21 protein-coding genes are annotated in these 25,007 nt (G+C 73.1%); 10 read left to right on the top strand and 11 right to left on the bottom strand.

The features are described 5' to 3' along the window. Positions 1–73: 73 nt before the first annotated feature. Genes ACFPZN_RS40815 through ACFPZN_RS40805 form a run of 3 tightly spaced genes read right to left on the bottom strand, consistent with a single transcriptional unit; the run spans position 74 to position 4,475 of the window. Entirely contained in the window at positions 74–2,074 is a 2,001-nt protein-coding gene (locus ACFPZN_RS40815; protein ID WP_378287947.1) for a thioredoxin domain-containing protein, read from the bottom strand. A 57-nt stretch (positions 2,075–2,131) separates the two neighbouring features. After that, positions 2,132–3,490, bottom strand: a complete 1,359-nt coding sequence (locus ACFPZN_RS40810) for a dihydrolipoyl dehydrogenase family protein (protein WP_378287946.1) — start codon at positions 3,488–3,490, stop codon at positions 2,132–2,134. Positions 3,491–3,518: 28 nt separating this feature from the next. Then, positions 3,519–4,475, bottom strand: a complete 957-nt coding sequence (locus ACFPZN_RS40805) for a ribonuclease Z (RefSeq protein WP_378287945.1) — start codon at positions 4,473–4,475, stop codon at positions 3,519–3,521. An 82-nt stretch (positions 4,476–4,557) separates the two neighbouring features. Between ACFPZN_RS40805 and ACFPZN_RS40800 the strand changes: the two genes are divergently transcribed. Then, complete coding sequence (locus tag ACFPZN_RS40800; RefSeq protein WP_378287944.1) at positions 4,558–5,034, top strand: pyridoxamine 5'-phosphate oxidase family protein; 477 nt, start codon at positions 4,558–4,560, stop codon at positions 5,032–5,034. Between the two features lie 178 nt (positions 5,035–5,212). Here the strand turns inward: ACFPZN_RS40800 and ACFPZN_RS40795 are convergent, their stop codons facing one another. From ACFPZN_RS40795 to mca, 3 genes are read right to left on the bottom strand one after another with little or no spacing between them, the layout of a single operon-like run. Next, positions 5,213–6,451, bottom strand: coding sequence for a hypothetical protein (locus ACFPZN_RS40795; protein ID WP_378287943.1), 1,239 nt, complete (start codon positions 6,449–6,451; stop codon positions 5,213–5,215). Between the two features lie 47 nt (positions 6,452–6,498). After that, on the bottom strand, positions 6,499–6,777 hold the full coding sequence (locus ACFPZN_RS40790) for a hypothetical protein (RefSeq protein ID WP_378287942.1): 279 nt from the start codon (positions 6,775–6,777) through the stop codon (positions 6,499–6,501). After that, the gene (gene mca / locus ACFPZN_RS40785; RefSeq protein ID WP_378287972.1) at positions 6,777–7,634 is read right to left on the bottom strand and encodes a mycothiol conjugate amidase Mca; all 858 of its coding nucleotides are present in this window, start codon (positions 7,632–7,634) and stop codon (positions 6,777–6,779) included. Before mca ends, ACFPZN_RS40790 begins: the two co-directional genes overlap by 1 nt. A 184-nt stretch (positions 7,635–7,818) precedes the next feature. Between mca and ACFPZN_RS40780 the strand changes: the two genes are divergently transcribed. Beyond that, positions 7,819–8,325 (top strand): DUF4307 domain-containing protein, encoded by a 507-nt coding sequence (locus ACFPZN_RS40780; RefSeq protein ID WP_378287971.1) that lies wholly within the window; start codon positions 7,819–7,821, stop codon positions 8,323–8,325. A 193-nt stretch (positions 8,326–8,518) separates the two neighbouring features. Continuing rightward, positions 8,519–9,019 carry a transcription elongation factor GreA gene (gene greA, locus ACFPZN_RS40775; protein WP_378287941.1) on the top strand — a complete coding sequence of 167 codons (501 nt, stop codon included), beginning with the start codon at positions 8,519–8,521 and terminating at the stop codon, positions 9,017–9,019. Positions 9,020–9,288: 269 nt separating this feature from the next. Here greA and ACFPZN_RS40770 read toward each other — a convergent pair whose 3' ends face one another. Next, positions 9,289–9,789 (bottom strand): Lrp/AsnC family transcriptional regulator, encoded by a 501-nt coding sequence (locus ACFPZN_RS40770; RefSeq protein WP_378287940.1) that lies wholly within the window; start codon positions 9,787–9,789, stop codon positions 9,289–9,291. 137 nt (positions 9,790–9,926) lie between these two features. On the opposite strand from ACFPZN_RS40770, the gene hppD reads away from it, so the two are divergent. From hppD to ACFPZN_RS40750, 4 genes are all read left to right on the top strand, one after another. Next, on the top strand, positions 9,927–11,018 hold the full coding sequence (gene hppD / locus ACFPZN_RS40765) for a 4-hydroxyphenylpyruvate dioxygenase (RefSeq protein ID WP_378287939.1): 1,092 nt from the start codon (positions 9,927–9,929) through the stop codon (positions 11,016–11,018). Positions 11,019–11,174: 156 nt separating this feature from the next. Then, positions 11,175–12,827 (top strand): M1 family metallopeptidase, encoded by a 1,653-nt coding sequence (locus tag ACFPZN_RS40760; protein WP_378287938.1) that lies wholly within the window; start codon positions 11,175–11,177, stop codon positions 12,825–12,827. 113 nt (positions 12,828–12,940) lie between these two features. Next, on the top strand, positions 12,941–14,452 hold the full coding sequence (locus ACFPZN_RS40755; protein WP_378287937.1) for a M1 family metallopeptidase: 1,512 nt from the start codon (positions 12,941–12,943) through the stop codon (positions 14,450–14,452). Positions 14,453–14,530: 78 nt separating this feature from the next. Beyond that, positions 14,531–15,955 carry a M1 family metallopeptidase gene (locus ACFPZN_RS40750; protein WP_378287936.1) on the top strand — a complete coding sequence of 475 codons (1,425 nt, stop codon included), beginning with the start codon at positions 14,531–14,533 and terminating at the stop codon, positions 15,953–15,955. Between the two features lie 30 nt (positions 15,956–15,985). On the opposite strand, the gene ilvA is transcribed toward ACFPZN_RS40750, so the two are convergent. The 3 genes from ilvA to ACFPZN_RS40735 are packed head-to-tail and all read right to left on the bottom strand — an operon-like array spanning position 15,986 to position 19,443. After that, positions 15,986–17,197 carry a threonine ammonia-lyase gene (ilvA, locus tag ACFPZN_RS40745; RefSeq protein ID WP_378287935.1) on the bottom strand — a complete coding sequence of 404 codons (1,212 nt, stop codon included), beginning with the start codon at positions 17,195–17,197 and terminating at the stop codon, positions 15,986–15,988. A gap of 9 nt (positions 17,198–17,206) precedes the next feature. Beyond that, positions 17,207–18,286: an ROK family protein gene (locus tag ACFPZN_RS40740; RefSeq protein WP_378287934.1), complete on the bottom strand. Its 1,080-nt coding sequence runs from the start codon at positions 18,284–18,286 to the stop codon at positions 17,207–17,209. Beyond that, a complete protein-coding gene (locus ACFPZN_RS40735; protein ID WP_378287933.1) occupies positions 18,283–19,443 on the bottom strand; it encodes an FIST signal transduction protein in 1,161 nt (386 codons plus the stop codon). The genes ACFPZN_RS40740 and ACFPZN_RS40735 overlap by 4 nt, the downstream gene beginning before the upstream one ends. Positions 19,444–19,597: 154 nt before the next feature. On the opposite strand from ACFPZN_RS40735, the gene ACFPZN_RS40730 reads away from it, so the two are divergent. Genes ACFPZN_RS40730 through ACFPZN_RS40720 form a run of 3 tightly spaced genes read left to right on the top strand, consistent with a single transcriptional unit; the run spans position 19,598 to position 23,584 of the window. After that, entirely contained in the window at positions 19,598–21,016 is a 1,419-nt protein-coding gene (locus tag ACFPZN_RS40730; RefSeq protein ID WP_378287932.1) for a magnesium chelatase, read from the top strand. A gap of 37 nt (positions 21,017–21,053) precedes the next feature. Next, the gene (locus ACFPZN_RS40725; RefSeq protein WP_378287931.1) at positions 21,054–23,051 is read left to right on the top strand and encodes a vWA domain-containing protein; all 1,998 of its coding nucleotides are present in this window, start codon (positions 21,054–21,056) and stop codon (positions 23,049–23,051) included. A gap of 38 nt (positions 23,052–23,089) precedes the next feature. Further along, the gene (locus ACFPZN_RS40720; RefSeq protein ID WP_378287930.1) at positions 23,090–23,584 is read left to right on the top strand and encodes a hypothetical protein; all 495 of its coding nucleotides are present in this window, start codon (positions 23,090–23,092) and stop codon (positions 23,582–23,584) included. A gap of 92 nt (positions 23,585–23,676) precedes the next feature. Here ACFPZN_RS40720 and ACFPZN_RS40715 read toward each other — a convergent pair whose 3' ends face one another. After that, positions 23,677–24,783 (bottom strand): alpha/beta hydrolase, encoded by a 1,107-nt coding sequence (locus ACFPZN_RS40715; RefSeq protein WP_378287929.1) that lies wholly within the window; start codon positions 24,781–24,783, stop codon positions 23,677–23,679. Positions 24,784–25,007: the final 224 nt, after the last annotated feature.

The following is a 25,007-nucleotide window of genomic DNA, read 5'->3' as shown; positions in this document are numbered from 1 at the left end:
CCAAGCGCAGGCGAGATCAAGGTCACAGTGCCATAAACCGGATCCCCCGGTCCACCCGCGCCGGTCGAGGCGGTCAGGCCGGCAGCTCGCGCCGCAGGTCCGCGGGCGCGGTCACGGGCAGACGGCAGGTGAAGCCGCGGCAGACGTAGGCCGCCGGGGAGCCGTCCACCAGTCCCCGGCCCTCCAGGAGCGGCACCTCGCCCGTCGCCGGGCCGCCGCCGGGCGCGGGCGCGCCGAGGCTCACCACCGTCCCGGGCGCGACCGCCATGAGCGCGGTCCGGTGCAGGGCGCGGGTCCGCTCGTCCTCCGGGTCGCCGATCACCGCGATCTCCAGCGGCCCCGCCGCGTTCGCCTCGGCCACCGCCAGCCCCCAGCCCGCGAAGCGCGCGTGCTTGCCCGCCAGCAGCCCCGCCGGGGCCAGCGCCGCCGCGGCGGCCTCCCGGTGCCGGGCCGAGCCGGTGAGCGCGCCGTACGACAGCAGCGCCCCCGCCGCGGCGAACTGGCCGGACGGCGTCGCGTTGTCGGTGGGGTCCTGCGGCCTGCGGAAGAGCCGCTCGGCGTCGTCGGCGGTGTCGTAGAAGCCCCCGTCGCCGTCGCCGAAGCGGTCCAGGACAGTGTCCAGCAGGGCGCCCGCGAGCCGCACGTACGCGGCGTCACCGGTCACGCCGTGCAGGGCCAGGAAGCCCTCCGCGACGTCGGCGTAGTCCTCCAAGACGCCCGCGTTCGCCCCCGCGGCCCCGTCCCGCGAGGTCCGCACCAACCGCCCGTCGCGCATGTGCAGGCGCGCGACCAGGCCGGCGACCTCCACCGCGGCGCCGACCAGATCCGGCCGGTCCAGCAGCGCCCCGCACTCGGCGAGCGCCGCCACGGCCAGCCCGTTCCAGGCGGCCACCACCTTGTCGTCACGGGACGGGGGGATGCGCTGCTCGCGGGCGGCGAGCAGCGCGGCGCGCACCCGCTCGTACCGGTCGGCGTCGCCGGGGTCGCGCAGCAGCCGCAGGACCGAGGTGCCGTGCTCGAACGTCCCGTTCGCCGTCACGTTGAACAGCTCGGCCGCGTAGGCGCCGTCCTCCTCGCCGAGGACCTCGCGCAGCTGCTCCGGGGTCCAGACGTAGAACTTGCCCTCGACGCCCTCGCTGTCGGCGTCCAGGGCCGACGCGAGGCCACCCTCGGACGTCCGGAGGTCGCGCAGCATCCAGTCGCACGTCTCCAGGGCGACGCGCCGCGCGAACGGGTTCCCCGTGAGACGCCACCAGTGCGCGTAGACCCGCGCCAGGAGGGCGTTGTCGTACAGCATCTTCTCGAAGTGCGGAACGACCCAGGAGTCGTCCACCGAGTAGCGGGCGAAGCCACCGCCGAGCTGGTCGTACATGCCGCCGCGGGCCATCGCCTCCAGCGTGTGCCCGGCCATGGCGAGCGCGTCGTCGTCCTGGGTCCGCGCATGGTGGCGCAGCAGGAACTCCAGTGCCATGGACGGCGGGAACTTGGGCGCTCCCCCGAACCCGCCGCGCGCCGCGTCGTACGTCTGCGCCAGCACCTTCACCGCCGCCGCCAGGCTCTCGGCCCCCGGCGGCTCCCCCTGCCCCGCGACGGGCCCGCGCTGGGTGAGCGCCGCCACGACCTCCTGCCCCTGACCCACGACGTCCTCGCGCTGCTCCGTCCACGCCTTGTGGACGGCCTGCAGCAACGCCTGGAACTGCGGCCGGGGGAAGTAGGTGCCGCAGTAGAACGGGTGCCCGTCGGGCGTCATGAACACCGTCATCGGCCAGCCGCCCTGGCCCGTCATGGCCTGGGTCGCCTCCATGTACACGGCGTCGACGTCGGGACGCTCCTCGCGGTCGACCTTCACGTTGACGAACATCGCGTTCATCAGCTCGGCCGTCGGCCCGTCCTCGAACGACTCGTGCGCCATGACATGGCACCAGTGGCAGGCCGCGTACCCGACCGACAGCAGGATCGGCACCTCCCGGCGTCTCGCCTCGGCGAACGCCTCCTCCGACCACTCGCGCCAGTCGACGGGGTTGCCGGCGTGCTGCAGCAGGTACGGGCTGGTCGCGTCCTTGAGCCGGTTCATGCCTCCGATCCTGCCCGATACGCGGGCGCGCTCACCCCCCGGGGCTCACCCCGGGGTTCACGCGTCCAGGTCGGCGATGGCGGTCTCGATCGCGCGGTGGAACGTGGGATAGGCGTAGATCATCCCGCGCAGCGCGGCGGTCGGGACCTGCCCGTGCACGGCCACGACCAGCGCGCCGATGATCTCCCCGCCGGACGGGCCCGCGGCGGTGGCGCCCACGAGGACGCCGCGCCCGGTGTCCTCCACCAGCTTGATGAAGCCCTCGTTCCCCGTCTTGTGGATCCAGCCCCGCGCGGACTCGTTCAGCGGCACGTATCCGGTGCGGACCGACAGCCCCTGCTCGCGGGCTTGTGCCTCCGTCAGCCCGACCGCGCCGATCTCCGGGTCGGTGAAGGTGACCCTGGGCACGGCGCGGTACTCGGCGTCCTGCCCGTCCTCCCCGAGGATGTCCCGCACGGCGATGGCCGCCTGGTACATCGACATGTGCGTGAACTGGCCCTTGCCGGTCACGTCGCCGATCGCCCACAGGCCGTCGCCGGCGCGCATGCGGCCGTCGACCGGGATCGTCCGGGCGCTCTCGTCCAGCCCGACCGCGGCGACGCCGAGGCCGCCGAGGTCGCTGCGGCGGCCGGTCGCGACCAGCAGCCGGTCCGCGGTGACGCTCTCGCCGCCCAGGTCCAGGGTGAACGCGTCGTTCTCGTGCCGGACGGCGGCGACCTTCGCGCCGGTCCGCACGGTGATGCCCTCCTTCTCGAAGACCCGGGCGATCAGCTGCGACGACTCCGGCTCGTCCTGGATCAGCAGCCGGTCGGCGACCTCCACGACCGTGACCCGGCTGCCGAAGCGGGAGAACGCCTGCGCCATCTCCACGCCGACCACGCCGCCGCCCAGGACGAGCAGCGACCCCGGCGCCTCCGTCGCCCGCACGGCCTCGCGGTTCGTCCAGTAAGGGGTGCCGGCCAGGCCGTCGATCGGCGGCGCGACCGGGTCGGTGCCGATGTTGACCAGGATGCCGCGGCGGGCGCGCAGCACCCGGTCGCCGACGGTGACCTCGCGCGGCGCGGTGATCCGGCCCCGGCCGCGGACCAGGGTGACGCCCTTGCCGGTCAGCCGGTCCGCAGCGACCTGGTCGTTCCAGTCGTCGGTCGCCTCGTCCCGGATCCGGCCGGCGACCGGCGCCCAGTCCGCCCGGACCGTCGCCTCGCCCGCCATCCCCGGCACCCGCCGGCCGTCGGCCAGCAGGTCCGCCGCGCGCACCATCATCTTGGTCGGCACGCAGGCGTAGTACGGGCACTCCCCGCCGACCAGGCGGGACTCCACCCCGGCCACCGACAGCCCGGCCTGCGCCAGGCGCCCGGCGGCGTCCTCTCCCCCCGGGCCCAGCCCGATGACCACCACGTCGACTTCTTCAGCCATGCCCGTGTCCTCCCCGCCCGTCTTGCACCTATTCGGCCGGTCGCGGCCGCACGACGGCGCGGCGCCGCGGCACCGGCACCCGGTCCAGGTCGTGCACCAGCGTGATCTCCCCGGAGAACCGCGCCGCCGCCTGCCGCAGGAACCGCTCCTCGTCCGCGTCACCGTAGCGCTCGGAGAGGTGCGTCAGCACCAGGTGCCGCACCCCGCCCGCGGCGGCGGCCGCGGCCGCCTGCCCGGCGGTCAGGTGCTTGCGCTCGAGGGCCAGCGGCTCGTCCTCGTCCAGGAACGTGGACTCGATGATCAGCAGGTCGGCGCCGTCGGCCAGCTCGTACACCGCCGGGCACAGCCCGGTGTCCATGACGAACGCCACCTTCTGCCCGGGCCGCCGCACGCTGCACTCCTCCAGCGTGACCGTGCGCCCGTCCGGGGCGGTGACCGCCCCGTCCTCCTGGAGCCGCCGGACGAGCGGTCCGCGGACGCCGCGCGCCGCCAGCTCGGCGGGCAGCATCGTCACCCCGTCCGGCTCCTCCAGCCGGTAGCCGTACGCCTCGACGTAGTGGTCCAGGCGCCGCGCGGTGAGGGTGAACGGGGCGTCGCCGGTGTCCAGCCGCGTCGCCTCACCGGACACCGGCTGCTCGCGGATCACCTCGGTGTCGTGGAACGCCGCCGCGTGCCGGAGCCGCCGCCAGTACACAGTCCCGCTCTCCGGATACGCGGCGTCGACCCGGTGCGCCACGCCGTCCCGGGCGATGCGCTGCACGATGCCCGGGACGCCGAGGCAGTGGTCGCCGTGGAAGTGCGTCACGCAGAGCCAGGTGAGGTCGGAGGCGGTGACGCCGGCGTGCGTCATCTGCCGCTGCGTCCCCTCCCCGGGGTCGAACAGCAGGCCATGCCCGTCCCAGCGCAGCAGGTAGCCGTTGTGGTTGCGGGTCTTGGTGGGCACCGCGCTGGCGGAGCCGAGCACGATCAGTTCGCGGACCGACATGCCCCCATGGTGCCGGTCGGCCCCCCGCGTAAGCGCCTGGTTATTCTGGCCGCGTCGCCGCCGCCGCACCGAAGGAGGCCCCGTGGGCAGCAACAAGCGCGAGAAGATCAAGATGACGGAGCAGGAGGTCGCCGACTTCCTGCACGCGAGCCACAAGGTCCAGGTCGCCACGATCGGCAAGGACGGCGAACCGCATCTGGTCACCATGTTCTACGCGCTGCTGGACGGGAAGATCGCCTTCTCCACGTACCGCACCTCGCAGAAGGTCCTGAACCTGCGCCGCGACCCGACCATGACCTGCCTGGTCGAGGACGGCGGGGAGTACAACGAACTGCGCGGCGTCGCGCTGTACGGCAAGGGCGCGGTGATCGAGGACCCGGCGGTCCGCTCGAAGGTGGGGGCCGTGGTCGGCTCCCGGATGGCCGGGCTGCCGGTGCCGGAGATGGGCGAGCCGATCGACCCGGCTCTGGCCGAGGGCATCGAGCAGGCCATGGCCAAGCGGGTCATCATCGTGATGGAGCCGGACCGCGTCGTCAGCTGGGACCACCGCAAGGCGTGACCCCGATCTCAGACGCTAGGCTGTGTCTCAAAGTCCCGGCCCACGCGGCTCGCCCCTGACCGGGCCTTGGCGAGCGCGGCATCGCTTCGCGATCTGGCCGGTGACGCTCGCCTCCGGCATCGCACCACCGCCCAGGTAACGCGCTCGCGCGGCACCTGAGGCCACTTCGAGACAGGCGCTAGGACAGGTCTTCCAGGCGGGCGGACACGGCGGCGGCCCGGGGGCTCTCCACGGCCTCGTACAGCGGGAGCGCCTCGGCCAGCGCGGCCCGCTCGGCGTCGGGATCGCGGCGGACGCGGGCCGCGTCGGCGAAACGGCACCACAGGCCCGCCTGCCGCTCGACCGCCCGCTCGGCCTGCATGATCACCAGCGCCTGGCCGAAGAAGTTGATCGCCGTGTCGGGCCGCCGCGCGCGCACGTACGCCCGGCCCAGGCCGGTCAGCGCGCGGGCCCGGCCGTAGCGGTCGGGCGGGTCGAGCGCGAGGAAGTCGTCCGGCAGCGGCCCCAGCAGCTCCATCGCGCGGGCCTGGTCGCCGGCGTCGCCGGCCGCCCCGCCCAGGTGGCGGCGGGCCGACAGGAGAGCGCGCCGGTCGCCGGTCCCCTCCGCCAGCCGGACGGCGGTCTCCAAGACCTCGAACGCCTCGTCCCGCCGCTCCTGCTCCAGCAGCGCCCGGCCGAGCGCCTCCGCCGCCTCCTCCTCGCCGCGACCGTCCGCGGCGGAGCGGGCGGCGTCCCGTGCCGCGGTGAACTCGCGTACGGCGTCCCCGGCCCGAGCCTGGCCGAGCAGGGCGTACCCGAGCTGGGTCCGCATCCGAGCCTCGGCGCGCGGGTCTCCGCAGCGCACGGCCGAGGCGACGCCAAGCTCATGGGTGTCGATCCAGTCGCGGTACAGGCCGCGCAGGTGGTAGAGGTGCCAGAGGGCCTCGCAGAGCCACCAGGCGTGCTCGTCCCGGGCGTGGGCGTGCGCGGCCTCGACGGCGGCGCGCAGGTTGGCGCGCTCGCTTTCCAGCCACTCCCACGCGTCGTCCTTGGCGTCCAGCGGGTGGACGCGTTCGTACGCGGGGCCGAGCCGCCACCGGCCCGGCCCGAGCGTCAGATCTGCCGCGGCCACACCGGACAGGTACCAGTCGAGAACGCGGCCGAGCGCCGCGTCCCGTTCGTCCGGCGAGGGGGCGCGCCCGGTCGGCTCGTCCGAAGGCTTGCGGAAACGGCGGTGGCGCCCCTCCTCGTCCACGGCGAGGAGGCCGCGCCGGACGAGGGCGTCCAGCAACTCCCCCGTCTCGTCCTCGGAACGGCCGGCCAGCGCGGCCGCGGCACCCGTGCCGAACGAGCCGCCCGGATGCACGGCGAGCAGGCCGGGCAGCCCGGCCGCACCGGGCGGCGGGTCACGGCGGAGATCATCGGAGTTCGCGCGCACGCCGGGATCGTCCCCGGCCCGCACGCGCCCCAATCAGCGCCCCGACCTCAGCCCGAGGGCTTGTCGTCCTTCCCCGACGGGGAGGCCGACGTCACCTCCGGCGTCGCCTCGGGCTCGCGGTCGGCGGCCTCGTCCTGCGCGGCCTGGGCGCGTTCCCACGCCTGCTGCTTGAGGTCGGCCTCGCGCGGGGCCTGGATCTTGCCGATCTGCTTGTTCATCGAACGGATCAGGAAGATCGTCGCGATCAGCAGCGCCAGGAACACCCCGAAACCGAGGAAGCCCGGCGTCACCGTGTCGTCGTTGAGCGGAATGGCGAGTACGGGCACTACAAACACACCTTCTCCCGGACGCCGGCGAACAGGTCGTCCTCCGGCAGCTCGGTGTCGACCAAGGACCTGGCCAAATGGTAGTCCTCGGTCGGCCACGCCTCGCGCTGGACGTCCATCGGGCAGGCGAACCAGAAGCCCTCGGGGTCGATCTGGGTGGCGTGGGCGAGCAGCGCCTTGTCGCGGATCTCGAAGAACTCGGCGCAGGGCACGCGGGTGGTGACCGTCCAGCGCGGCGCCGGCGCGTCCTCGAACCGCTTGATCCACTCGGCGTACGGGGACTCCAGCCCGACCCGCTCCATCGCCGCGTGCAGCGCCAGGATCCGCTCCTCATGGAAGGTCATGTGGTAGTAGAGCTTCAGCGGCTGCCACGGCTCGCCGGTGCCCGGGTAGCGGTCGGGGTCGCCGGCCGCCTCGAACGCCTCCACCGACACCTCGTGGCACTTCACGTGGTCGGGGTGGGGGTAGCCGCCGTTCTCGTCGTAGGTCAGGATCACGTGCGGGCGGAACTCCCGGACGGCCCGTACCAGCGGCTCCGAGGCCACCTCCAGCGGCTGCACGGCGAAGCAGTCCTCGGGCAGCGGCGGGGGCGGGTCGCCCTCGGGGAAACCGGAGTCGACGAAGCCCAGCCAGGACTGGCGCACCCCCAGGATCTCCCGGGCCCGCGCCATCTCCTGCTCGCGGACCTTCCCGATGTTCTCCTTGACCTCGGGACGGTCCATCGCGGGGTTGAGGATGTCGCCGCGCTCGCCGCCGGTGCACGTGACGACCAGGACCTCTACCCCGTCGGCCACGTAGCGGGCCATGGTGGCCGCGCCCTTGCTCGACTCGTCGTCAGGGTGGGCGTGCACGGCCATCAGCCGCAGCCGCTCGCCGGGACCTCCGCACGGGTCGAGCGTCGCATGATCGATGGGCGCATCGATGGGCTCGGACACCTGAGGTACTCCCTCTCAGTTACTCTCGGCAATCAATGGCACGGGTTGCCAGTACACACCGTGATGAGCGGCCCCCGGTGCAAGGCACGCGTCTCTACGGAAGAGAATTGTCCCTGACAACGTCCGCGTCCCGCATGGAGATTCCCGGCATGTCCACGAGCGTCACACCAGGAGCCGCCGCAGGCCCGGCCTCTCCGGCGGCGGCCCCGGCGCCCCGGCCGGGGACGGCCCCTCCGGCGACGGCGGCGGCCCCGAGGGCGGGCGGCGGCGCGGGAGCCCGCTCGGCTACGCGCTCATCGGCCTGCTCGCGGTCGTCATGGCGGCCGGCTGGGCGGTCGTGGTCGGGCATGCGAACAACACCCCGGGAATAGCCGCCCAGACCATCACGTTCGTCATACAGAACGACTCGTCGGTGCAGGTCACCTACGCCGTGGCCAAGTCCCGGGAGGACGTGGTGCGCTGCACGGTGGACGCCTTCGACACCGACTTCGCCATCGTCGCCTCGTCCGAGATCACCGTCCCGGCGGGCACCGAGAAGATTCAGCGGACCGACACGCTGCGGACCTCCAAGCGCGCCACCGGCGCCCGCGTCAAGGACTGCCGCAAGGTCTGACGGCGGCCGGAGAACACCGGCGACCTGGTGAAAGCCCGGCCTGGTTTGGCGGGTTGCGTGCGCGGTGTTCAGGGAACCTTTACCCGCACACACCGGATAGGCTAGAGGTTTCACCCGGCCGCACTTCATGTCGATGTGTCGCTCCTCCCGCCCGGGACGAGCGAGGATCGCAACATGTGGATGAGGAGTACCCGTGACCGAGACCCGCGCTGACAACGTCACCTGGCTGACCCAGGAGGCGTACGACCGGCTCAAGGCTGAGCTGGACCACCTGTCGGGCCCGGGCCGCATCGAGATCGCTCAGAAGATCGAGGCGGCGCGGGAGGAGGGCGACCTGCGCGAGAACGGCGGCTACCACGCGGCCAAGGAGGAGCAGGGCAAGATCGAGGGGCGCATCCTCCAGTTGCAGGGCATCCTGGAGAACGCGCGCGTCGGCGAGGCCCCCCGCACCGAGGGGGTCGTCGGTCCCGGCATGACCGTCACGGTCGCCTTCGAGGGCGACGACGAGGAGGTCACCTTCCTGCTCGCCTCGCGGGAGGAGAGCGGCGCCCCGATCGACGTGTACTCCCCCAAGTCCCCGCTCGGCGCGGCGATCAACGGCAAGAAGGTCGGCGACAAGGCCACCTACTCGCTGCCGAACGGCCGCAGCATGACGGTCGAGATCCTGGACGCCACCCCCTACGCGGGTTCCTAGGCTTTTCCCGGGGCCGCGAGCATCCCGCGCCCCGGGCCCCATCCCGGCCGTGCCAGGCCCGCCGGCTGTGTTCTCGCAGCCCCGGCCCAGGGCCCTCGCCTGGAGGCTCGCACCCTGACCGAGCCTGGGCGAGCGCGACATCGCTTCGCGATCTGGCCGGTGAGGCTCGCCTCCGGCATCGCCCCACCGGCCAGGTAGCGCGCTCGCGCGGTACCGGAAGCCGCTTCGAGACACGCCTCAAGCTCGTGGGCCGCCCTCTGACGGCCCCCTCATAGCCTCTCATGGCCTCGCGCGGTCGGGCGCTTGGCGCGGGCGGCGGCGGCCACCAGCGGGAGCGTGCGCTGCGGCACCTGGGTGGCCAGCGAGATCACCGAGGACGCCCGCTCCACCCCGCGCACCCCGACGATCATGTCGATGACGCGCTGCAGGTCCTGGTTGCTGCGGGCCACCACCCGGCAGAGCATGTCGCCGCCGCCGGTGATGGTGTGCGCCTCGATCACCTCGGGCACCCCGGCGAGCCGTTCGGCGACCGGATCGTGCCCGCCGGGCTGCCTGATCTGCAGCGTGACGAACGCGGTCACGCCGTAGCCGAGGGCGGCCGGGTCGATCTCCGGGCCGAAGCCGCGGATCACGCCGTCCCGGACCAGCCGGTCGAGCCGCGCCTGCACGGTGCCGCGGGCGACCCCGAGCCGCCGGGACGCCTCCAGCACCCCGATCCGGGGTTCCGCGGCGAACAGCGCGATCACCCGCCCGTCCAGTTCGTCGATCACCGGTACCGCCCCCACCTGTGCGCCGCCCTGGGCATCCTGTACAGATCGTCCCCTTCTTACGGTGATCGACTCTACAGATTGTCCACTGAATCAAGTCACTCTTGCGCAGTCTGTAGCCGCCTGTCGAGATTGGGCGCATGGACGAATTTCCGGTCAAGGGCATGGACGCCGTCGTCTTCGCCGTCGGCAACGCCAAGCAGACTGCGCACTTCTACTCGACCGCCTTCGGGATGCGCCGGGTCGCCTACCGCGGGCCGGAGAACGGCAGCCCCGACGAGGCCGTGCACGTACTGGAGTCGGGCGGCGCCCGGTTCGTGTTCCGCGGGCCGGTGCGGGCGGGCACCGACCTGGGACGGCACGTCGCCGAGCACGGCGACGGCGTGGTGGACCTGGCCATCGCGGTCCCCGACGCCGAGGCCGCCTACCGGCACGCGGTCTCCAACGGGGCCACGGGGATCGAGGAGCCGCACGTCCTGGAGGACGAGCACGGCAAGGTCGTGGTCGCCTCGATCGCCACCTACGGGGAGACGCGGCACTCGCTGGTCGACCGCTCCAACTACTCCGGCGCCTACCTGCCGGGCTTCACCGCCGCGGACCCGATCGTGGCGCCGCCGGAGAGAAGGAACTTCCAGGCGGTCGACCACTGCGTCGGCAACGTCGAGCGGATGGAGGAGTGGGCCGGGTTCTACCACCGGGTCATGGGCTTCACCGACATGGCCGAGTTCGTCGGGGACGACATCGCCACCGAGTACTCGGCGCTGATGTCCAAGGTCGTCGCGGACGGCACCCGCAAGGTCAAGTTCCCGCTGAACGAGCCGGCCGAGAGCCGCAAGAAGTCGCAGATCGAGGAGTACCTGGAGTTCTACGGCGGCCCCGGCGTGCAGCACATCGCGCTCGCCACGAACGACATCCTGGCCTCGGTGGACGCGATGCGGGCCGCGGGCGTGGAGTTCCTGGCCACCCCCGACTCCTACTACCAGGACGCCGAGCTGCGCGCCCGGATCGGCGAAGTGCGGGTGCCGGTGGAGGAGCTCCAGCGGCGCGGCGTGCTGGTGGACCGCGACGAGGACGGCTACCTGCTGCAGATCTTCACCAAGCCCGTCCAGGACCGCCCGACGGTGTTCTTCGAGCTGATCGAGCGGCACGGGTCGCTCGGCTTCGGCAAGGGCAACTTCAAGGCGCTGTTCGAGGCGATCGAGCGGGAGCAGGCGCTCCGCGGCAACCTGTGACCGTCCGTGACCGCCGGGCCCGGTGAACCTGGGGCCGGGCCTCGCGGGGCCGGGGGAACGGTTCCAGGTCATGACCCCGGCCTCGCGCGCCCCCGAACCCGGGCACGGGATGCATCTGAGTTGCCCAGAGTGCCCACTCCGGGCAGTCTGGGCACCGTGGATACGGCCGGAAGTACGCCTCCCCCCTCGCGCGGCCCCCGCCGCGGCATCCTCAGCGACCGCCGCGGGGCGCCCGGCATCGCCCGGCGCGGGACGGCCGGCCTGGCCGCCCTCGCCGTCGCGGGCGCGCTGACGGCCTGCCAGATCGACCTGCGCGGCGACCGCGGCGGCGGCCCGCCGCCGAACGCCGGGCCCGGGCAGCCGACCGGCCCGTCCGGGCCCGACAGCGCCGGCGACCCGTACACGCCGGGCAACGGCAACGGCGGCTACGACGTCCAGCACTACGGCCTGCGGCTGGCGATCACGCCGGGCGGGCCCCGGGAGCTGGACGGCACCGCCGAGATCAGGGCGAAGGCCACCGAGCGGCTGAGCCGGTTCAACCTCGACCTCACCGGGCTCCAGGTGTCCGGCGTCCAGGTCGACGGGGCCGCCGCGCAGCAGCTGCACGACGCCGACGAGCTGGTCGTCACCCCGGCCAAGCCGCTGGAGAAGGGCGCCGACTTCACCGTCACGGTGCGGTACTCGGGCACGCCGAAGCCGGTGGCCGACCCGATCCTCGGCCGGTACGGGTGGATCCGCACGCCCGACGGCGTCTTCGTGGCCTGCCAGCCCAGCGGGGCGCACACCTGGTTCCCCAGCAACGACCATCCGAGCGACAAGGCCACCTTCGACTTCCAGATCACCGTCCCCGACGGGCTGGTCGCGATCGCCAACGGCGAGCCGACCACGCCGGTGAGGGGCACGGACGGCGCGCCGCCGCAGGAGGAGGTCCCGCCGGGCCAGGTCCCGCCGGGGACGGGGACGCCGACGGACGGCCCGCCGACCGGGCCCCCGATCGTCCCCGCCGCGGCGCCCGCGCCCGCGAAGGTCGCCGGGGCGGCCGGGCGCACCACGACGTCCTGGCGGGTCAAGGAGCCGATGGCCACCTACCTGGCCACCGTCAACGTCGGCCGGTTCGGGGTGCGGACCGGCAAGACGCCCGGCGGCATCACCAACATCACCGCGGTCGACCCGACGGTCGGCGGGCTCCAGCTCGACCAGTTCCACGCCAAGAACGCCCAGATCACCGACGAGTTCGTGAAGCTGTTCGGGCCCTACCCGTTCAGCTCCACCGGCGGCCTGGTCGACAACGCCACGGTCGGGTTCGCGCTGGAGACCCAGACCCGGCCGGTGTACGGGGCGTTCGGCGCCGACGAGTCGATCGTGGCGCACGAGCTGGCGCACATGTGGTTCGGCGACAGCGTCAGCGTCACCCGCTGGCAGGACATCTGGCTGAACGAGGGCTTCGCCACCTACGGCGAGTGGATGTGGGACGAGAAGTCCGGCGGCCAGACGGTGAAGCAGAAGTTCGACTCCCTCTACGCCGACGCCGGCAACCGCGAGCTGTGGGACGTCCCGACCGGGAACCCGGGCCGCGCGCAGATGTTCGGCCGCACCGTCTACGACCGGGGCGGGATGACGCTGCACGCGCTGCGCACCAGGGTCGGCGACGGCAAGTTCTTCGACATCCTGAAGACCTGGGCCAGGGAGCGCCGCCACTCCAACGCGACGACGCAGCAGTTCATCGAGGTGTCCGAGCGGGTGTCGGGCCGGCAGCTCGACGACTTCTTCAACGCCTGGCTGTACGAGCGGGGACGTCCCAAGCTCTGACGGCCCGGCCCCGGTCCGGGCGCTCCAAGCGACACCCAGGAAACGGCAAGGGATCGGGAAAGACGCGGCCGGGCGGCCCGCGCCGTCCCGGAGGGGCCGCCAGGGTGGGCCGCGTGGTGAACACGCCTGCGGCGCGGAAGTCCGCCGCCTCCCTGCTCATGGTCCCGGCCCTCGCCTCCTCGGCCGTGGTCGCCGCCTCGGCGTCGTCCGCGACGGCCCGGCCGCCGGGCTCGCCGTCGCCGGACGTGCGGTTCGTGCCGGGCGCGGCCAGTGCGGGCGACGCCTACTTCCCCGCGGCCGGGAACGGCGGCTACGACGCCGGCCACTACCACGTCCGGTTGAACTACCGGCCGAACGGCCGCCGGATCGCCGCGACCACCACGATGTGGGCGACGGCGACCCAGCACCTGTCCAGCTTCAACCTCGACTTCGTCGGCAACCAGGTGCGGAACGTCACCGTGAACGACCTGCCCGCCTCGTGGCGGCGCGCCGGCCAGGAGTTGACGATCATCCCGAAGGGCGGGCTCCGGAAGGGCTCGCGGTTCAGGGTCGCGGTGACCTACGACGGTTCGCCCAACGGCCGCCGCAGCGGCTGGATCCGCACCCGCGACGGCGCCGTCACGCTGTCGCAGCCGCAGGGGTCGGCGACCTGGTTCCCGCTGAACGACCATCCCAGCGACAAGGCCACCCACGCGTACACGATCACCGTGCCGCGGGGGCTGACCGTCGTCGCCAACGGCGAGCCGGTCCGCGCCCGGCAGCAGGTCAGGCGGGGCCCGAGCGGGCGGGAGGGCGCGCGGGCGCCGGGCACCACCACGTTCCGGTGGCGCTCCCAGCGGCCCATGGCCGGGTACCTCGCCATGATCGCGATCGGGCGGTTCAAGACCCGGGACGGCCACTCCCCCGGCGGCATCCGCACGTTCACCGCGGTCGACCCGTCGGTCGAGCGCAACATCGCCTGGTTCCAGCGGGAGACCGGGCGGGTGACCGACTGGGGCGTCCGGACGTTCGGCCGCTACCCGTTCGACTCCTCCGGCGGCGTCATCGACGACGTCCCCGTGCTGTACGCGCTGGAGACCCAGAACCGGCCGGTGTACCCGGGGCGCGCCGGCCTGCGGCTGACCGACACCCGGCTGATCGTCCACGAGATCGCCCACCAGTGGTTCGGCGACGCCGTCAGCGTGCGGCGCTGGCAGGACATCTGGCTGAACGAGGGCTTCGCCACCTACGCCGAGTGGCTCTGGGCCGAGCAGCACGGCGGCCCGACCGCCGCCCAGGAGTTCGCCAAGGCGTACGCGCGGCCCGGGAACGACGCCGAATGGCGGCAGGCGACGGGCAGGCCCGGCCGCAAGGGGATGTTCAAGTACTTCCCGACCTACACCCGCGGCGCCATGACGCTGCACGCCGTGCGGGTCGCCGCGGGCGACCGCGCCTTCTTCGATATCCTGCGTACCTGGGCGCCTTCGCGCACGCACGGCCACGCCTCCACCGCGGACTTCGTGCGGCACGCGGAGCGGATCTCCGGGCGCCCGCTGTGGCCCGTCGTCCACGACTGGCTCTACAAGCGAGGCAAGCCCGCCAGGCCGGCCCAGCCGAAAGGTATGGCCCGAACCGGTCCGAATTGAGATCGATTCGCGCTTGAACGGCGGCCGGGCTGCTGAAATTTTTGGGGCGAACGTGACGTCATCCCAAGGACGAGGCCGATGAGCAGAACCCCACGAGCACTGGCCGCCGTGGCACTGACCGCCACCGCGGGCCTCCTGGTGTCGGCGGTGCCCGCGGGGGCCACCGCCCCCCGGTTCACCCCGGGGGCGCCGGGCGCCGGCGACCCGTACTTCCCCGACATGGGCAACGGCGGCTACGACGTCGCCCACTACGACATCGGGCTGAAGTACGACCCGTCCACCAAGGCGATCCAGGCGGTCACCGGAATCCAGGCCCGCGCCACCCAGAACCTGTCCCGGTTCAACCTGGACTTCCTCGGCCCGCTGAAGATCTCCTCGCTGAAGGTCAACGGCGCCAAGGCCGCCTACAAGCGCACCGGCGCCCAGGAACTGGAGATCACCCCGTCGAAGGGCCTGCGGGCGAACGGGAGGTTCACCGTCACGGTCGCCTACTCCGGCGTCCCGCAGACCATCAACGACCCCGCGCTGGGCACCTCCGGCTGGATCGCCACCGGCGACGGCGCGGTGATGCTCAACCAGCCCATCGGCGCCGCCACCGTCTACCCGGTGAACGACATCCCCACCGACAAGGCCACCTACAGCTTCACCCTGGCCGCGCCCCAGGACCTCACCACCCTCGCCAACGGCGACTTCGCCGGCAAGGCCACCAAGGGCGGCTGGACGGTCTCCCACTGGCGGATGCGGCAGCCCATGGCCAGCGAGCTCAGCATGCTCGCCATCGGCAAGTACGACGTGCTCAGCGGCAAGACCAAGAGCGGGTACCCCAACATCACCGCCACCGACAAGGCGCTGAACATCACGCCGGAACTGCACAGGTCGTTCCAGTTCCAGACCGGCGACATCCAGGACTTCCTCGCCGGCCACTTCGGGAAGTACCCGTTCACCTCCACCGGCGGCATCGCCGTGAAGGCGGGCGTCGGCTACGCCCTGGAGACCCAGGGCCGTCCCGTGTACGACCTGGGCCGCCGCCCCGGCACCATCCCGCGGCCCGACCTGATCGCGCACGAGATCGCCCACCAGTGGTTCGGCGACAGCGTCACCCCCGAGCGCTGGGCGGACATCTGGCTGAACGAGGGCTTCGCGACCTACTCGGAGTGGATGTACTTCGAGAAGTACGACGGCAAGCCCGTCCAGCAGAGCTTCGACGAGACCTACGCCACGCCCGCCGACAACGACCTGTGGAAGCCGCTCACCGCCGACCCCGGCCGCGACAACATCTTCCACTCGACCGTGTACGAGCGCGGCGCGATGACCCTGCACGTCCTGCGCAAGGCCATCGGCGAGAAGGACTGGGCCAGGCTGGTCAAGGAATGGCCCGCCGCCAACCGCGACGGCAACGTCACCACCGTGGACTTCATCCGCTTCGCGGAGAAGATCTCCGGCAAGCAGCTCGACGACCTGTTCGAGAAGTGGGTCTACACCTCCGGCAAGCCCGCCCTCTGAACGCCCCGGCCGGTCGATTGAGGATGCCGGTCAGCTGAGGGTCAGGGTGTAGCCCTTGTCCCTCAGCCGGCCGAGCACCTCCTCGCTGTGGTCGCCGCCGCGCGTCTCCAGGTGCATCAGCACCTCCGCCTCCTCGACGTGGAGGCGCGCGGCCACCCGCTCGTGCATCACGTCCAGCACGTTCACGCCCAGCTCGGCCAGCTCGCTCAGCAGCGTCACCAGCGCCCCCGGCCGGTCGTTCAGCCGGACCCGCACCACCAGGTACCGCCCGGCGCCCGCCAGCCCGTGCCGCAGCACCTTCGCCAGCAGCACCGGATCGATGTTCCCGCCCGACAGCAGCGCCACCACCGGCGTCCGCACCGCGTACGAGTGCTCCAGCAGCGCCGCCACCCCGGCCGCGCCCGCCGGCTCCACCACCTGCTTGGCCCGTTCGAGGCACAGCAGCAGCGCCTGCGAGATCGACTCCTCGGTCACCGTCACCACGGCGTCGACCAGCTCCGTCACCAGGGCATAGGTCAGATCACCGGGCCGCCCCACCGAGATCCCGTCCGCCATCGTCGGCTGCACGTCCACCCGGACCGGCCGGCCCGCCGCCAGCGACGGCGGGAACGCCGCCGCCCGCTTCGCCTGCGCGCCCACGACCTTCACATCGTGGTCGGCGCCCTGCTTCAGCGCCGTCGCCACCCCCGACATCAGCCCGCCCCCGCCGACCGCGCCGACGACCGTGCGCACGTCCGGGCACTCCTCCAGGATCTCCAGCCCGATCGTTCCCTGCCCGGCCACCACGTCCGGATGGTCGAACGGGTGGATCAGCACGGCCCCGTTCCGCTCCGCGTGCTCCTGGGCGGCCTGCAGGCAGGTGTCCACGGTCGGACCGGGGAACACCACCTCCGCCCCGTACGCCCGCGTCGCCGCCACCTTCGGCAGCGGAGCGCCCTCCGGCATGAACACCGTGGCCTTGCAGCCCAGCATGGACGCCGCGAGCGCGACCCCCTGGGCGTGGTTCCCGGCGCTGGCCGCGACCACCCCGCGGGCCCGCTCCTCATCGCTGAGCCGCGCGATCCGCACGTACGCCCCGCGGATCTTGAACGACCCCGTCCGCTGCAGGTTCTCGCACTTCAGGAACACCGGACCGCCGATGGCCTCGGACAGCGCACGCGAATGCATCAACGGCGTGGGCACGACGACGTCGCGCAGCATCACACGAGCGGCACGAATATCGTCAACACTGACGAGCGACATAGCCAGAATCTATAGGGGAGCGGGCGATCGGCCCGCCTGTCCCGCGGGGGGTTCGAGGGGGTCCCCCCAGTATTGCGGGGCGCGGAAGATGAGCGCCGCGGCGCCCACCAGGCCGCTGGTCTGGCCGAGTGCGGTGGGGACGATGCGCAGCCGGCGGGCGAAGGCCATGCGGGCGTGGGTGTCGAACGTCTCCATCAAGGGGTCGAAGAGCAGGTCGCCCGCCTGGGAGACGCCGCCGCCCACGGCCACGACGTCCAGGTCGCACAGGTGCGTGGCGGAGGCGATGGCCAGGCCCAGGGCGCGGCCGGCCCGGCGCATGGCGGCGGTGGCGATGGGGTGGCCCGCGCGGGCGTCCTCGGCGAGGTCGGCGCCCGTGGGGTCGCCGGCCTGGTCCTGCCGCCAGCCCTGCGCGCGGGCCCAGGCGGCGAGGCCGGGGCCGCGGGCCACGGCTTCGAGGCAGCCGTGGCCGCCGCAGCCGCAGGGCGGGCCGTCGGGGTCGACGATCACGTGGCCGATGTGGCCGGCGTTGCCGGTGCCGCCGTCGATGAGGCGTCCGCCGAGGATGAGGCCGCCGCCGACGCCGGTGGAGACGACCATGCCCAGGACGTTGGCGTGGCCTCTGCCCGCGCCCTGCCAGTGCTCGCCGATGGCGACGCAGATCGCGTCGTTGTGGACGCGCACCGGCAGCCCCGGGTAGCGGGCGCGGAGCCGCTCGCGCAGCGGGAAATCGCGCCAGGCGGGGATGTTGAGCGGGGAGACCTCCCCGGCGGGCCAGGTCATGGGGCCGCCGCAGCCGACGCCGACACCCGCGAGTTCGGGGGCGCCCGCGTCCGCGACCACCTTGTCCAGGAGGGCCTCCAGGGCCGACCAGATGGCCTCCCGGCCGTCGTCCTGCACCGACCGATTCACCGTGGGGGGACGACCCCCCGCACCTCCCGGCAAGGACAACTCACCGCCCTCCGGGCGCTCGGACGGTGAGTTCGGCGTCGCGGTCCGGTCGCGGGAGGCGAGGCGGCCGTCGGGGTGGACGACGGCCGCGGCGAGTTTGGTGCCGCCGATGTCGACGGCCAGCGCGGGGAGTTCGGTCATCGGTCTCCGCTCGGGCCGAACGCGAGGATGGACGCGGTGAAGCCGTGCACGTGGTTGCGTCCGGCGACGGGGCCGATCTCCCCCGCGGCGAAGAAGCCGCCGACGCCGGCGGCGCCGAACACGCGGTGCAGGACGCGGGCGTCGTGGTCGGAGTCGGGGAACATGGCCCGGCCGCGGCCGTTGCACGAGAACAGCAGCGCCCCCTCGACCGGCTCCAGGTCGAAGCGTTCCAGCAGGGCGGCCAGGTCCTCCTCCGCCTGCCCGGCGTCGCGGACCTGGAACCGGACGGTGCGGCCGACCTCGACGACGTCGCCGATCGCGATGGCGCCGCTGTCGGTGTCGGCGCCGACGACGCCGCGCACCAGGAAGTCGCCGTACTCGTGCTCCTCGGCGTACTCGTCCATGGCCACGCCGATCAGCAGGCCGCGCCCGGCGAGCTCCTGCTCCTCCTCGGGCAGGCCGAGCACGATCTGCTCCAGCTTGTCGAGGGCGGGGGTGCCGGCCAGCTCGTACAGGACGTTCTCGTCCGCCCTGGTGACGATCATGTCGGGGCCGACGGGGCGGGCGCCCTGGCTGACCAGGGTGGCGGCGATGATCGGGCCGCCCAGGACCACGCCGACGGCGCCGGAGTCGAACACCTCGCCGTTGACGAACAGCCGGGTGTCGCCGCGGCCCTTGCCGTCGGCCATCCCGCCGACGAGCGGCAGGCCGGGCAGGGCCTCGGAGGAGCGCTCCACGAAGGCGTCCACGGGGAAGGTGTAGGGATCGGCCAGCAGCACGCCCACCACGTCGTCGACGTGGCCCTCGGGCATGCCGACGACGATCAGCCGGTCCTCGGTCTTGAGGGTCTCCAGGCGGAACGGCTCCAGCCTGGCCCCGGGCAGCACCGCCGCCCAGGCGCTGACCGCACTGGCCTCCTCGATGCCGTGGCCGCCGCCGATGACGCCGTTGGCGCTGCAGCCGACGACCGCCGCGCCGCCGGCGGCCTCCATCGCCACCTGCCCGGCGGCCTCCACCGCGTCCGGATCCTCCGCCGAGACGAACACGCACACCAGGTCGGGCGGCGCGCTCAGCGGGGCCAGGGCCTTCTCCACCGCGGTGCGGGCGGCGGCTGACAGATCGGGGCCGAGGGCCAGGCCGTCACCGAATCGGGTCATCGGTGGCGCCTCCCTCGTGCGGTTCGCGCGATCCTTCACACCCCCAGTCTCCCCCTTCTCGTCTCCGGCACCCAAACGTTCCGGGGGCGGACCGCGGCGAGGAATCCCCCCGCGAGGGTGCGATTCCGAGGATCGGCGACGTAATGTCGATCGCGTGCGTCCAACCGAACCTCGTGAGAACACACTGGGCGGGCTGCGCACCAGTGGCCACATCCAGCGCTCGGTGAAGGCCGAGATCCGTCACAACCTCCTCGGCCGGCTGAGATCCGGCGAGTCCCGCTTCCCCGGCATCGTCGGGTTCGACGACACGGTGCTGCCGCATCTGGAGCGGGCCCTGCTGGCCGGGCACGATCTGGTGCTGCTCGGCGAGCGCGGGCAGGGCAAGACGCGGCTGATCCGCACCCTGGGCGGCCTGCTGGACGAGTGGACCCCGGTGGTGGCGGGCTGCGAGATCAACGACCACCCGTACGCGCCGGTGTGCGTGCGCTGCAGGCGGCTGGCCGCCGAGGCGGGCGACGACCTGCCGGTGGCGTGGCTGCACCGCGACGACCGCTACGGCGAGAAGCTCGCCACGCCCGACACCAGCGTCGGCGACCTGATCGGCGACGTCGACCCGATCAAGGTGGCGGAGGGCCGCACGCTGGGCGACCCGGAGACCGTCCACTTCGGGCTGGTGCCGCGGACCAACCGCGGGATCTTCTCCATCAACGAGCTGCCCGACCTGGCCGAGCGGATCCAGGTGGCGCTGCTGAACGTGCTGGAGGAGCGGGACGTCCAGGTCCGCGGCTACGCGCTGCGGCTGCCGCTGGACCTGCTGCTGGTGGCCAGCGCCAACCCGGAGGACTACACCAACCGGGGCCGGATCATCACCCCGCTGAAGGACCGCTTCGGCGCCGAGATCCGCACCCACTACCCGCTGGAGCTGGACACCGAGCTGGAGCTGATCCGCCAGGAGGCCGACTTCGCCGACGTCGGCGGCGTCCAGGCCGAGGTGCCCGACCACCTGGTCGAGGTGATCGCCCGGTTCACCCGGCTGGTGCGGGAGTCGACGGCGGTGGACGGCCGGTCCGGCGTGTCGGCGCGGTTCGCGCTGGCGGGCGCGGAGACGGTCGCGGCCGGGGCGGTGCGGCGCGCCGCGCTGGCCGGCGAGGAGCGGGCGGTGGCGCGGGTCTGCGACCTGGCGCCGGTGGTGCCGTCCCTGATGGGCAAGGTGGAGTTCGAGGTCAGCGAGGAGGGCCGCGAGCAGGAGGTGCTGGAGCACCTGCTGCGCCGCGCCGTCGCCGAGACCTACCGGCGGACGCTGGGCCCGGCCGATCTGACCGGGCTGCTCGACAAGTTCGACTCGGGCGACATCGTGGAGTCGGGCGAGCTGGTGCCGGCGGCCGAGCTGCTGCGCCGGATCGGCCAGGTCCCCGGGCTCGCCAAGATCATGGAGCGGCTGGGCATGAGCGGGGAGTCCCCCGAGCAGGCCGCCGCGGCGCTGGAGTTCGCCCTGGAGGGCCTCTACCTCACCCGCCGGCTGTCGAAGGACGTCGCGGGCGGGGGCGACGGCACCGCCACGTACCACACGTGAGCAGCAGCCATGTGAGCATGCGCGAGTTGGGAGTGCGATGAGCCGCTACCGGTACGGGGCGTACGAGGACGGCCCCGACCCGCTCGCCCCGCCGTACGACGTCCGCGACGCGCTGGACGCGATGGGCGACTCCGTCCTGGAGGGCACCCGTCCCGACGAGGCGCTGCGCGACCTGCTGCGCCGCGGCCTGCCGAACGCGGAGGGGCGGCGCGGCCTGGACGACCTGCTGCGGCAGGTGCGGGAGCGGCGCCGGGCGCTGCGCGATCGGGGCCGCCTGGACGGGACGCTGGAACAGGCCAGGGCGCTGCTCGACACCGCGATCGGGCAGGAGCGGGCGGAGCTGTTCCCCGATCCGGGTGATGACGCCCGGCTGCGCGAGGCCGAGCTCGACACGCTGCCGCAGGACACCTCGCAGGCGATCCGGCGGCTGTCGGACTACGACTGGAAGTCCGACGCGGCGCGGGCGACGTTCGAGCAGCTGAAGGACCTGCTGCGGCGGGACGTCCTGGACTCCCAGTTCCAGGGCATCAAGCAGGCCCTGGAAGGCCAGGACCCGCGGGCCATGGAGCGGGTCAAGGACATGATGTCCGCGCTCAACCAGATGCTGGAGAAGGACGCCCGCGGCGAGCACACGCAGGAGGACTTCGACCGGTTCATGGAGGAGTACGGGGACATGTTCCCCGACCGGCCGGGCAACCTGGAGGAGCTGGTCGACTCGCTGGCCCGCCGGGCCGCCGCGATGGACCGGCTGCTGGCCTCGCTCAGCCCCGAGCAGCGGGCCGAGCTGGCCGGGCTGATGGACCAGGTCATGCAGGACGCGGGCCTGGCGATGGAGATGGCCCGGCTGAACGACGCCCTCCGCGCCCGCCGTCCCGACCTGGGCTGGGGCACCCCGGAGCGGATGTCGGGCGACCAGCCGCTGGGCATGGCCGACGCCACCTCGGCGCTGGCCGAGCTGGCCGACCTCGCCGAGCTGGAGGCCGCCCTCGGGCAGGACTACCCCGGCGCCCGGCTCGACGACATCGACGAGGAGGCCGTGCGGCGCGCCCTGGGCCGCCGCGCGGTCGACGACCTGGACGCCCTCCGCCGGATCGAGGCCGAGCTCGAGCGGCAGGGCTACCTGCAGCGCAAGAAGGGCAAGCTCGAACTGACGCCCAAGGCCGTCCGACGCCTGGGCGACACCGCGCTCCGCCGGGTGTTCTCCCAGCTCACCGCGGGCCGGCAGGGCGACCACGACCAGCGCGACGCGGGCCAGGCGGGCGAGCTGACCGGGTCCAGCCGCGAGTGGCGGTTCGGCGACGAGCAGCCCCTGGACGTGGTCCGCACGGTGAGCAACGCGATCCGCCGCAACTCCATGGACGCGCCCGCCGCCGGTCTCACGACGGCCCCGTCCAACGGAACGTCCGGCGGCGTGCGGCTCAGCGTGGACGACTTCGAGGTCCAGGAGACCGAGCGGCGCAGCGCGGCCGCGGTGTGCCTGCTGGTCGACCTGTCCTACTCGATGGTGCTGCGCGGCACCTGGGCGGCCGCCAAGCAGACCACCCTGGCGCTGCACGCGCTGGTCACCAGCAAGTTCCCGCAGGACGCCATCCAGATCATCGGCTTCTCCAACTACGCCCGCACCCTGCATCCCACCGAGATGGCCGGGCTCGACTGGGACATGGTCCAGGGCACCAACCTGCACCACGCGCTGATGATCGCGGGCCGCCATCTGGACCGCCACCCCGACTTCGAGCCGATCGTGCTGGTGGTCACCGACGGCGAGCCCACGGCCCACCTGCGGCCCGACGGCCGTTCGCTGTTCGACTACCCGCCGTCCCCCGACACGCTGGTGCTGACCCTGGCCGAGGTCGACAAGATGACCCGGCGCGGGGCGTGCATGAACTTCTTCATGCTGGCCGAGGACCGGCGGCTGGTGTCGTTCGTGGAGGAGGTGGCGCGCCGCAACGGCGGCCGCGTCTTCGCGCCCGACGCCGAGCGGCTGGGCCAGTACGTGGTCAGCGACTACCTGCGGGTTCGCCGCGGCCGCCGCTGAGCGTACGGTTCCGGCCACGGAGCGCTAGGGTCGAAGGCATGGACCGCCTGCTGCTGTTCCTGCACATCGGCTTCGCGATCTTCACGCTGGGCCCGCTGACCGCCGCGACCATGGCCAGCCCGCGCTACATCCGGGCCGGGAACACGGTCGTGGTCGGCCACCTCAACCGGACCACCCGGATCTACGGCTTCGCGACGCTGGGGATCTTCCTGTTCGGCCTGCTCCTGGGCCGGGACCGCCTCGCCGAGATCTGGCTGGTGGTGTCGATGACGCTGTTCGTGGTCGCGCTCGCCCTGCTGTTCCTGGTCGAACGCGACCAGCGCAAGGCCGTCCACCTGCTGCGGCTGGCCGACGCCGAGCCCACCGCCGATTCCTCCGAGAACGGCGAAGAGGCGAAGAGGAAGAAGGCGCCTCCCAAGCCCGCCCGGGACGGCGCGATCGCCCAGGTCGAACGAGGCCGCATCGCCGCCGTCTCGGGCGTGGTCGCCATCCTCTGGCTGGTGATCCTCTTCCTGATGGTCTGGAAGGCCTGACAAGCCCCCTTGCGGTGATGGCGGGGGGTGCAGGGGGGCGGAGCCCTCCCTGCCGGGGGTGCAGGGGGCTCCGGGGGGTGGCCCCCCGGGTATTACCGCGTGCGGGCCTTGAGCCAGTTCAGGATGGCGGGGTAGACGGTGGGGTCGTTGAGGAGTTCGGAGGCGTGGCCGCTTCCCGGGACGACCTTGACGGTGGCCGCGACGCCCGCGCCGCGGAGGGCGGCGGCGAGGCCGTTGCTGTGGGCGGCCGGAACGAGTTCCTCGGCGGCGTGCATGGCCAGCATGGGGGCGTCCCCGGCGGAGACGTGGGTGGTGGAGTCGGAGTCCTCGACGCGCTGCCAGCAGAGGGGGTCGCTCTCGTTGGGGACGCACCCGACGAGCTGGGTGACGGCGCGGCGCAGTCCTCGCTGGCTGGCCGTGGCGGTGGCCTTGAGGCCGTCCTGGTAGGCGAGGTAGGGGGTGTTGACGGGTGAGAGGGCGAGGACGCCGCGGACCCGCTGGGCGCCTTCGCCGTAGGTGCCGAGCTGGCTGGCGAGGAGGCCGCCGGCGGAGGACCCGAACACCGCGACGCGGCCCGGGTCGATGTTCCAGCGGGCGGCGTTCTTCTTGACGAAGTCGAGGGCGGCGACGGCGTCGTCGCGCTGGGCGGGCCAGGCGGCCTGGGTGGCGAGCCGGTAGTTGGCGGCGAAGACGGTGTAGCCCTGGGCGGTGAGGCGGCGGGCGAAGTACTTCCAGGAGGACTTGTCGCCGGAGATCCAGGAGCCGCCGTGGAAGACGAGGACGGCGGGCCCGGGGGTGCGCGCGGGCTGGGCCTGCGCGGTCTCTCCCTGGCGGGCCGGCTGCTGCGCGGGGCGCCAGTAGGCGTCGAGGCGCTGGCGCGGGTGGACGCCGTAGGCGTAGGTGCGCGCGTTGGGCGGCTTGGGCGTCACCATGACGGCGCGGGCGGACACGACGGTGTCGGCGGCGGACGGCTGCCGCGGGGTCCGCGGGGCGGACGGGCTCGCCGAGCCCGGCGCGGAGGGGGTCTGCGAACCCGGGGAGCCGGTGGCGCCGGGCGTGCCGGGGAGGCCCGGCAGCGCGGGCGACGAGGGGGCGGGCGTCGGGGTGGGACCAGGCGTGGCCTGGGCACCACTGGACACGGCTACGGCGGCGATACACGTCGCGGCGAACGCCGCCCCGCACACGAGTACTTTGCGCACTCCGGGCCCTTTCTTGGCGGAACCTGGCGCGCACATCATAAAGCCTTGATCACCTCCAGGGCCCCAACGCCGCGGAAATCCCCCATGGGGCCCGGATCGCGCTGTTTTCGCGCAGGGGCCGCCACGGCGTCCGCACGGCCGGTCCACCTCGGTGGACGCCGTGCTCTCTCATCGCGTGCGCGAGCTGCGCTCCTCGCCTGGCGGCTCGTCGCTTGTCGCGCACG

The organism is Actinomadura rugatobispora, assembly GCF_042656285.1.
Classification (GTDB): domain Bacteria; phylum Actinomycetota; class Actinomycetes; order Streptosporangiales; family Streptosporangiaceae; genus Spirillospora; species Spirillospora rugatobispora.
The sequence above is the reverse complement of the archived record's forward strand: the minus strand, read 5'-3'. Positions and strand labels throughout refer to the sequence as shown.

What these genes read in the sequence shown, in the direction of transcription:
- ACFPZN_RS40815 (WP_378287947.1), bottom strand. Translation starts at nt 2,074, where the DNA reads ATGAACCGGCTCAAGGACGCGACCAGCCCGTACCTGCTGCAGCACGCC.
- ACFPZN_RS40810 (WP_378287946.1), bottom strand. Translation starts at nt 3,490, where the DNA reads ATGGCTGAAGAAGTCGACGTGGTGGTCATCGGGCTGGGCCCGGGGGGA.
- ACFPZN_RS40805 (WP_378287945.1), bottom strand. Translation starts at nt 4,475, where the DNA reads ATGTCGGTCCGCGAACTGATCGTGCTCGGCTCCGCCAGCGCGGTGCCC.
- mca (WP_378287972.1), bottom strand. Translation starts at nt 7,634, where the DNA reads ATGGCCGTGCACGCCCACCCTGACGACGAGTCGAGCAAGGGCGCGGCC.
- hppD (WP_378287939.1), top strand. Translation starts at nt 9,927, where the DNA reads ATGGACGAATTTCCGGTCAAGGGCATGGACGCCGTCGTCTTCGCCGTC.
- ACFPZN_RS40750 (WP_378287936.1), top strand. Translation starts at nt 14,531, where the DNA reads ATGAGCAGAACCCCACGAGCACTGGCCGCCGTGGCACTGACCGCCACC.
- ilvA (WP_378287935.1), bottom strand. Translation starts at nt 17,197, where the DNA reads ATGTCGCTCGTCAGTGTTGACGATATTCGTGCCGCTCGTGTGATGCTG.
- ACFPZN_RS40740 (WP_378287934.1), bottom strand. Translation starts at nt 18,286, where the DNA reads ATGACCGAACTCCCCGCGCTGGCCGTCGACATCGGCGGCACCAAACTC.
- ACFPZN_RS40735 (WP_378287933.1), bottom strand. Translation starts at nt 19,443, where the DNA reads ATGACCCGATTCGGTGACGGCCTGGCCCTCGGCCCCGATCTGTCAGCC.
- ACFPZN_RS40725 (WP_378287931.1), top strand. Translation starts at nt 21,054, where the DNA reads ATGAGCCGCTACCGGTACGGGGCGTACGAGGACGGCCCCGACCCGCTC.
- ACFPZN_RS40720 (WP_378287930.1), top strand. Translation starts at nt 23,090, where the DNA reads ATGGACCGCCTGCTGCTGTTCCTGCACATCGGCTTCGCGATCTTCACG.